Raw genomic sequence first — 7,964 nt, 5'->3', positions numbered from 1 at the left:
GGGCGGAGGCGCCGGAGGGCGGCGGGGGCTGCTCCTCGGAGGACGGGGAGCTGGAGCCGCCCTTGGGGTCGTACTGGTACGTCTCGGTGACCTTGTGCTCCTTGGTGATCTTGCCCGGAGCCGGGGAGACGATCGCCACGGGCAGGGGGCCCATGCCGTGACCGTGGTGGTGACGGCCGTGGTGGTCATCGGCCAGAGCCGTACCGGCCTGGCCCAGCACCATGCCGCCCGCCATAACGGCCAGCAGCACACCGGCCGCGCGGTTGCGCATCGACATCTTCGGGTCTCCTTCGGAGAGGGGGTGAGAAGACGCCGCCTCCGAGAGGGAAGCGGCGCCGTGTGCACGGCGGGGTGGTCGGTCCCGGGCCGGGCGCGGCCCGTGTCACCGGGGGTCGGATGGAGTGACACGGGCCATCGGCCGCAAGGCCGCCCCTGCCGAGGCAGGAGAGAACTACCGGTGCGATCAGCCGAGAGTCAAAACATCCGACCGGAAAACCGCCCCTCCTCCCTCGAATCCATCAGTGAGCGAGGAACTGGCTTACGGGAGGCGCCGGTTGGCGGGGGCCGACCGACACCCCGTACGTCACCTCAAACGTCCTCCGCACCCCCCGATGTGGTGGTCCGCACCTCCCCGTCCTGACATCGGCCACCTGAACGAGCGACGACATCCCGCCACTTCCCCGTCCCCGCCGCCTCGGCGGCATTCGGACGTCACCGGGTTGACCTGAGCGGCTACGCGCCGGCTCGGCCGTCCGTCGGTGGCGGTCCCGTCTGTGCGGCGGTTCCCACCGTTCCGTACCCTCCCGCCCGCCTGAGTCAGCGGGCGAGCGGGAGGTGGAAAAGGGAGAGGAAACGTCACTGCGCCCCGAAGACCTGCGTCCACCTCGGGCCACCAGGAGCGTGGTTGATGCCGACGCCTATCTCTTCGAAGGAGCAGTTGAGGATGTTCGCCCGGTGCCCGGAACTGTGCATCCAGCTGTCCATCACGGAAGCGGCCGACTGCTGCCCGTACGCGATGTTCTCGCCGTAGGTGCTCCAGCGGTAACCGGCGGCCGTGATGCGGTCGCCCGGGCCCTTGCCGTCGGGGTTGGTGTGGTCGAAGAAGTTGCGGGCCGCCATGTCGTCGGAGTGGCCTTGGGCCGCCTGCGTGAGCTGGGAGTTGAGGCGTACGGCCGAGCAGCCGGCCTTGGCGCGCTCGGCGTTGACCAGTGCCGTCACCTGCTGCTGGAGCGAACCGCTCACGTCACCCCTGGACGGCGCGGGAGCCTTGGCCGCCGACTTGGCGGGGGTTTGGGCGGAGCCGGACGTCCGGGTGCCCTCCCGGCTCCCCGACCCCTGCCGCGTACCCCCGCCGGACCCCGAGCCCGAATCGGACGAGGAGGCATCGGCGGAACGTTCCTGCACCGCCTTCCCCGCGCCCTCCCCCTTGCCCGCTTCCTTGCTCTCGCCGGCGTCCTTGCCCTCGCCCTTCTCGGCCTTCTTGTCGCCCTTCTCACCCTTGCCGTTCTTGCCGTCCTTGGCAGCCTTCGCGTCCTTCGCGGCCTTCGCCGAGACGGACGGGCTGGCGCTCGGGGAGGGAACGGCGGTGCCGGACCGGTCGCCGAGGGGGACCGCCGCGTCGCCGGTCGTCACACGGGTACTCGCCTCGGTGCCGGAGGACGAGTCGGAGAAGAGCTCCGTACCGCCGATGACCGCGCCACCGGCGACCACGGCGAGAGCGGCGGCGCCGATCGCCACCCGCTTCCCCTTCATGCCGTGCTTCGCCTTCGCCCTGGGGTTGTTCCGCTTCGCGTGGGTCACGCCGTGCTTGCCTTTCGTCGACATCTGCGAGTTCTGCATCTGCGAGTTCTGCGTCATGTTCGGTGGGTTCGCCGGATGGCTGTGCTGCGCGGGGTGCGTGAGGGATCCGGGGTGGGTGGTGTCGTGGGGCACGTCGCCGTACCCGCCCGGGTGGACGGCGGCCACCGCCTCGGTGCGCAGCACGGTGGCGCTGCCCCACCAGTCGAGGAGGGCCCCGGCGACGGGGACCAGGCCGAAACCGACCAGCAGCCCCTCCGCCGGGACGAGCGACGTCCACGAGCCGCCGCACGCGCCGCAACCACGCGCGTGGCGGGCCACGCGCTTGCGCCATAGGGCGGAGGGGACCCCGTCCCAGGTGGCGACGGCCGCGTCCAGGCCGGGGCAGCGCGGAGTGGCGGCGAGGGCGCGGACGACGCCGCGGGCCGTGTCGAGCCGTTCCTTGATGCGCTGGACGCGGACGGCGGTGTGCTGCGGGGTGAGACCCAGGGCGGCGGCGACCTCGGCGCGGGTCAGTTCGCCCGCGGCCTCCAGCCACCACAGGGAGAGCACCTCGCGCTCGCCCTCGTCCAGCCAGCGCGTGGCCTCGGCGGCCTCTCTGCGCTGGCCTTCCAGGCCCAGCCGCTCGATGGTCACGGCGACGAAGTCCGCCGCCGGGTCGGGTACGTCGGCACCGGTCCCGGGGAGCCCTTCGAGGGGGGTTTCCGGGCGGCGCTCGCGCCAGTGCGTACGGATCTGGTTGGTGGTGATCGCCACCAGCCAGGAACGGAAACCGGCCGGGTCGCGCAGCTCCCCCAGCCCGTTGATGACGCGCAGCATCGTCTCCTGCACGACGTCGTCGACGTCCGCGTGTCCGTTGAGGGCACGGCCGACGATGTTGTAGACGAGCGGCAGGCAGGCGGCGACGAGTTCGTCCTGTGCCGCCGTGTCCCCGGCCCGCGCGGCCTCGACCAGCGCAGCGTTATCGGTTCCCACGCCTCACGCACCTCTCTCCGTTCGCATCCGACACTTGGGAGACGCGGCGCTCCCGACCGGATAACAAAAATTGCAAGATTCTTGCATCACCGGCGGTGGGGGCGGGCCGGGGCGGAGGTCAAATGCGGGCAGAGCGGATGAGGTACGGGCGGATGGTGCCGGATACGGGCAAGTGAGATGAAGTGCGGGCAGGGAGGAGCCGTGTCCGTCCCGTCCACCGGCTCCTCGGACGCTTGGGAAATGCCGCCGTGTGTGCGGGCCGCCGCTCCGGAGTGCGGCTCGGCCGGGTCAGATACTCGACCAGGCCTCGATGAAGGCGCTCCGTCCGGCGGGGTCGGGCGACTTGTGGTCCGCGTGAAGTACGCGCCAGGCGGTGAGCTCCAGGTCCCGCAGCCACAGCTCGCCGATGACCTGTGTCTTGAGGTCGGGAAGGTGGTCGGACTCGGCGAGAGCCTGGCCGATGACCTCCGCCGCCGCGGCGCGCTGGTGAGGCGTCATCTCGTCGACGGCGGAGAGGATCTGTCCGGCCAGACCGGTTCCTTCCCCGGCCAGTGAACGCAGCACCGAGTCCTTGATGTTGGTCGGCAGCAGGTAGGCGGTGCCCGAGGACCTCCACAGGTCCGACCAGAAGCGTTCCCCCGCCTCGGTGGGGGCGGGGAGTGCGGCCAGCAGCCCGAGGAGATGCGCGGTGGCCGCGTAGCCGTCGGAGTGGGCCGCCGCGAGGACCGCGATGCCGGCGACACGCTCCACGTCGAGACCACCGGCTTCGAGCTGTGGGGACAGCCCCAGCCTCCGCTCCAGCTGATGTGCGAGGGGGGCGGACGCATGGGAGCGGAACTCGGGCAGCATCGGCGGTCCTTGGACGTAGACGGGGGGAGACGCGCGCTCCGGAACCCTGGTCCTTCCCCTGACCGGCCGACTTACACGACTCCCGCGGTGCCGGTTGCCGCGGATCGCCCGCGTCCGCGCCGTTCGCACGGCGGAAGCGGGCGCAGGGAACACCCTGCGCATCACCTGCACGGGTGTGGCAGCCCGCCGGCGCCGGCGGGCCCGCTCGCCTCAGGCTCCGGCCGACGGACCGGACGATCCTGCGGCACGGCGGTACTCGGCGTTGATGCGCCGGGCTTCCTCAAGCTGGTCTTCGAGGATGACGATCCGGCATGCTGCCTCGATCGGGGTTCCCTGGTCGACGAGTTCACGCGCGCGTGCCGCGATGCGCAGTTGGTAGCGGGAAAAACGGCGATGTCCGCCCTCGGAGCGCAGCGGGGTGATCAGTCGCGCTTCACCGATGGCGCGGAGGAAACCGGGGGTGGTGCCGAGCAGCTCGGCGGCCCGGCCCATCGTGTAGGCGGGGTAATCGTCGTCGTCGAGACGGTGGAGGGACTCGTCTGCTGTCATCTCACTTCTCTGGGGACACGTGGAGGGGCCTTGGTGCCGTACGGCACCAAGGCCCCTGGGAACTGCAACACCATCTGCCGGCCCTAGTGCCGCGCCGGCCTTCTGTTTCCGCACAGCCGCCCGATACTCCGGCGGGGGTGCGTGGATCGCGGATGCGTGACCGGAGACCACCTGCCTATCGATGTCCTGCGGTACCCGGGCTCATGTCTTCCGCCCGGGCGATCCTGATGGTGTTCGACTCCTCCGTTCTTTCCTCCGCACCAGTCGCTTGCGAACGGGACCGCGGTGCCACTCCGGTACCGGATCGCCGGCACCGCACTCGCGGCGGCGGCCACTGCCGGTACCGCGAACTGCCGGTGGCCTCGAACAGCGCCACTCTCCGACAGCCGGCCCCCTCGCCCGTCCTGCGTCCACTCGGGCGAAGAACCCCGCTGCCGAACTCCCCGGCGCGCGCGTCCGCAGTCCGACGCCTTCGCCGGGGGCATCACTCGGTTCGGCACTGCTGGTACTGCCACCGCGTCGACCGCGGCCCTTCCGGCGGCGGCCCCTGATCACTGCGGGCCGCCCGGCCCGGTCGTCAGTCCCGTCGCCACCATGACAAACCTGGTTTCTCTGGCTTCGAAACTCCACGACCGGGCCGTTATGCGTGTCCTACTGCCCGGCAGTTCGTATCTGGCGGGCTCTGCTGGATCTCGACTACAAGAGAAACCGTACGAGCCTGAAGGGCGAATGTCTACCGTCGCCAGCGTAGATTTTTTTGTGTCCGCCGGTGAGGAACGGTGAGGAACGTCCCGAGCCGGTCTGCGCACGTCTGACCGCCCTCCCCGGCAGGTCACCGCCCGGAGCCGCCCGGACGGGCCGTTGCGTAGGGTCCGCTCTCATGCCGGCGCCTGACGAGCCGATCGTCGACATCGTCGCCCGTGTCGAGTCCGGGCGGAGCAATCGGATGCGTGGGGCGATCGAAGACGTCACTGCCTGGACCGTGGGCGACTTCGGCTACTCCGACCACCGATCCACGACCCGCCGCCGCGGCGGGAGCGACGCGGCGCGAGAGTGGAGGGGCCACCTTCGCCGTGAACCGGCCCTCGTCCGGGTGAACCGGCCCTCACCGGGTGGAACGACCCTCATCCGGGTGGAGCGGCCCTCGTCCGCGTCGACCGGCCACCGTGCGGGTCCTTCCGGGGCGGTGCTGCCGTCACGAGGGCAGGGGGAGCGGCTGTTCGTACGAGTGCGGTTCATGGGAGCCTTCCTCGATACGAGGCATATCAAAGAATTCCCACGACGCTCCCGCGACGATAAACGGCACGAGAATAACGAGGACGAGCCGGCGAAAACGAAAACGCCACAGCGAATCCGGCTCGCCGACATTCCGGTGTTCCGCGCGAGCGCAGTCGCCGGAAAATGAGTGACGCGCTGCGGAGGTGACGCTCGGGGCACCCACCGCGATATGGCGATGCAATAGAGACGGGACGCGTCGGCACCTCCGGAGGGCGGTACACATTCACGGGCGGCGCGCCCTCGGATTTCCCTTGTCGACCGTATGTGCAACCACTGTGGGAAAAGCAAGCAGCGGGGGCCCGCACCCCGAAGGATGCGGCCCCCCGCTACGGTGTGCGCGTGAGCGCCAGGATCGCAAGGAGCGTAAGGAGTGTCAGGCGAGAACGATGTTCTCGGCCGTCAGACCCTTCTGGCCCTGCGCGATGTCGAAGGTCACTTTCTGGCCTTCCAGCAGCTCACGGAAGCCCTGGGCGGCGATGTTCGAGTAGTGGGCGAACACGTCGGCGCCGCCGCCGTCCTGCTCGATGAAGCCGAAGCCCTTTTCCGCGTTGAACCACTTCACGGTACCAGCAGCCATGTCATTTCTCCTTTGGGGCAGCGAATCGGGGTCCGCACTGCGCGGACACCACGTTGCCGCGATGATCACCCCGCCCGGAAAAGACCGGAAACACCACATGCTTCCGGCGGCATGGAAACCGTCCGGAAAGCACTCGAAGTTTCGGGAACCACAACTGCAACTGAGATCGACAGTAGCACGCCCCGGTGGCCCGTGTACGGTGAACAATCCCACTCCGCCTATTGCGGCAGATGATCTGTCCGCGCATTCAGTTGAAATCTCAGATCGCGGGAACAGTTAATGATTCCAGCGGAGCGCGGCGTTTCGGGAGAACATACAGCCGGCTCGGTGTAAAGGGCTGTCCCCTCCTCTCGGCGGGGCCCCCGCCCCCCCCACGGAGGCCGGCCGCCCGTCGACCCCTGCTCGTCCGCCCAGGCCCCCGTGCCCCTACACCCATAGCCCTTGCCCCTCAGCCCTCGCCTCGCCTCGCCTCATCCTCACCGCTCCCCCACCGGCACCAGAAACTCCGACAGCATCCCGGGCGTCACCGCCTCCGCGAACGCCGCCGCCTCCCCGGCCGCCATGTCCCGGATGCGGTACGCCTCCTCGCCGGCCGCGACGGCGGCCGTCGCCGTGACGACACCGGCGCGGCGGGCGAACGGGGTGCGGGTGAACGTCCAGGCGAGGACGGCCTCACGGTCGAGGAGGACCGTGTCGCGGGTGAGGCTGCCCGAGCGGATGACGAGCCAGCGGCCGCGCAGGGCGTGGCCGAGGGCGCGGTAGGCGTCGTCGGCGAAGGCGAGGGCCACCGGGACGGACACGAGCGGCCACGCCGCCCCGCAGTACAGCAGCACCGGGGTGAGCAGGGCGCCGAGGACGACGAGGACGGCGGTCGGAGGCAGCACGCACCACAGCAGCAGGCGGACGACGCGACGGCGGCGGGCGGCCGGCGGGTGCGGGCGCAGCCCGCCGGTGTCCACCTCCTCGCCGAGGACGCCGGCGCAGACCCGTTCGCCCTCGGAGCGCGGGGCGGGCGGGAGGAGGGTGCTGCGTTTGCGGTTCTCCTCGCGGTCGCCGAGCCCGCCGGCGACGGCGCGTACGGTGGCGCCGCCGCCGGTGCGGAGGAGCAGCGGTTCGCGGAGGACGACGCCGCGCAGGCGGGCGCGTTCGATGGTCACGGAGCGAGTGGTGAGCAGGCCGTGGCGGACGCGGAGGGCCGCCGCGTCGGTCCGCTCCAGCCGGTAGCGCCACCACGTCTCGGCGTACAGGACGACGGAACCGAGCGTGCCCAGGACGGTGATCGCGAGGATGAGGAGGGGGACGGTGATCCAGAGGGCGCTGTTGCCGAAATCGTCGAACGCGCGGCGGACGAAGCCGATGCGCCACGGTTCGATGCCCATGCCGTCCAGCACCCGCCAGGCGGCGCCGGCTGCGGCGAGGACGCCGCCGAACACCCAGAAGGTGAGCGGCGCGTACCGCAGCCAGCGGGGGTCGGCGGTGGACAGGACGGGATCGTCGGCGGCCGGCCGCTCGGCCCGGGCGAGGAGTTCGGCGCGCAGCCGTTCGGCGTCGGCGCGGGTGAGGGCGTCCAGCGAGACCTGGCCGTGCCCGCCGGTGCCGGCGCGGAGGACGACGAGGCCGAGGAGGCGCTGGACGGGGTGAGCGGTGAGGTCGACGTTGCGGACGCGGTGCAGGGGGACGGACTTGGTGCGCCGGGTGAGCAGGCCGGTGCGGAGTTCGAGCGCGTCCGGGGTGACGCGGTAGTGGGTACGGAACCAGGTGTCGGAACCGAGGGCGGTGAGGGCCGCGAAGACGGCCGCGAGGATGGCGAGGCTGATCCACACGCGGGCGCCGGGGCGGCCCCCGGTGGCGAGAGCGGCCAGGAGGAGGGAGCCGAGGGGGGCGCCGAGCCAGGAGCAGTGGGCTATCAGGGTGCGGGGGGCGAGGCGGCGCCAGGGGG

At 71.0% G+C, this 7,964-nt stretch carries 7 protein-coding genes; 1 reads left to right on the top strand and 6 read right to left on the bottom strand.

Going from position 1 to position 7,964, the window contains the following annotated elements; genetic code table 11:
• The 4 genes from ACSNOK_RS27510 to ACSNOK_RS27495 all read right to left on the bottom strand — a co-directional run.
• Nucleotides 1–277 (bottom strand): hypothetical protein (locus ACSNOK_RS27510; protein ID WP_436783485.1); only part of this gene is annotated, 277 nt, incomplete at its 3' end.
• 578 nt (nucleotides 278–855) lie between these two features.
• Nucleotides 856–2,772: a sigma-70 family RNA polymerase sigma factor gene (locus tag ACSNOK_RS27505; protein ID WP_436783484.1), complete on the bottom strand. Its 1,917-nt coding sequence runs from the start codon at nucleotides 2,770–2,772 to the stop codon at nucleotides 856–858.
• A 288-nt stretch (nucleotides 2,773–3,060) separates the two neighbouring features.
• Nucleotides 3,061–3,621 carry a hypothetical protein gene (locus tag ACSNOK_RS27500; protein WP_436783483.1) on the bottom strand — a complete coding sequence of 187 codons (561 nt, stop codon included), beginning with the start codon at nucleotides 3,619–3,621 and terminating at the stop codon, nucleotides 3,061–3,063.
• Nucleotides 3,622–3,831: 210 nt separating this feature from the next.
• A complete protein-coding gene (locus ACSNOK_RS27495; RefSeq protein WP_436783482.1) occupies nucleotides 3,832–4,170 on the bottom strand; it encodes a MerR family transcriptional regulator in 339 nt (112 codons plus the stop codon).
• A gap of 880 nt (nucleotides 4,171–5,050) precedes the next feature.
• Between ACSNOK_RS27495 and ACSNOK_RS27490 the strand changes: the two genes are divergently transcribed.
• Nucleotides 5,051–5,575: a hypothetical protein gene (locus tag ACSNOK_RS27490; protein ID WP_436783481.1), complete on the top strand. Its 525-nt coding sequence runs from the start codon at nucleotides 5,051–5,053 to the stop codon at nucleotides 5,573–5,575.
• A gap of 246 nt (nucleotides 5,576–5,821) precedes the next feature.
• On the opposite strand, the gene ACSNOK_RS27485 is transcribed toward ACSNOK_RS27490, so the two are convergent.
• Together ACSNOK_RS27485 and ACSNOK_RS27480 are read right to left on the bottom strand one after the other, a co-directional pair.
• Nucleotides 5,822–6,025 (bottom strand): cold-shock protein, encoded by a 204-nt coding sequence (locus tag ACSNOK_RS27485; RefSeq protein WP_436783480.1) that lies wholly within the window; start codon nucleotides 6,023–6,025, stop codon nucleotides 5,822–5,824.
• 476 nt (nucleotides 6,026–6,501) lie between these two features.
• Nucleotides 6,502–7,964 (bottom strand): PH domain-containing protein (locus ACSNOK_RS27480; RefSeq protein WP_436783479.1); only part of this gene is annotated, 1,463 nt, incomplete at its 5' end.

The sequence above is a fragment of the Streptomyces sp. URMC 126 genome (genome assembly GCF_051386555.1).
Lineage (GTDB): Bacteria > Actinomycetota > Actinomycetes > Streptomycetales > Streptomycetaceae > Streptomyces.
This window is presented reverse-complemented; position numbering and strand designations above follow the sequence as displayed.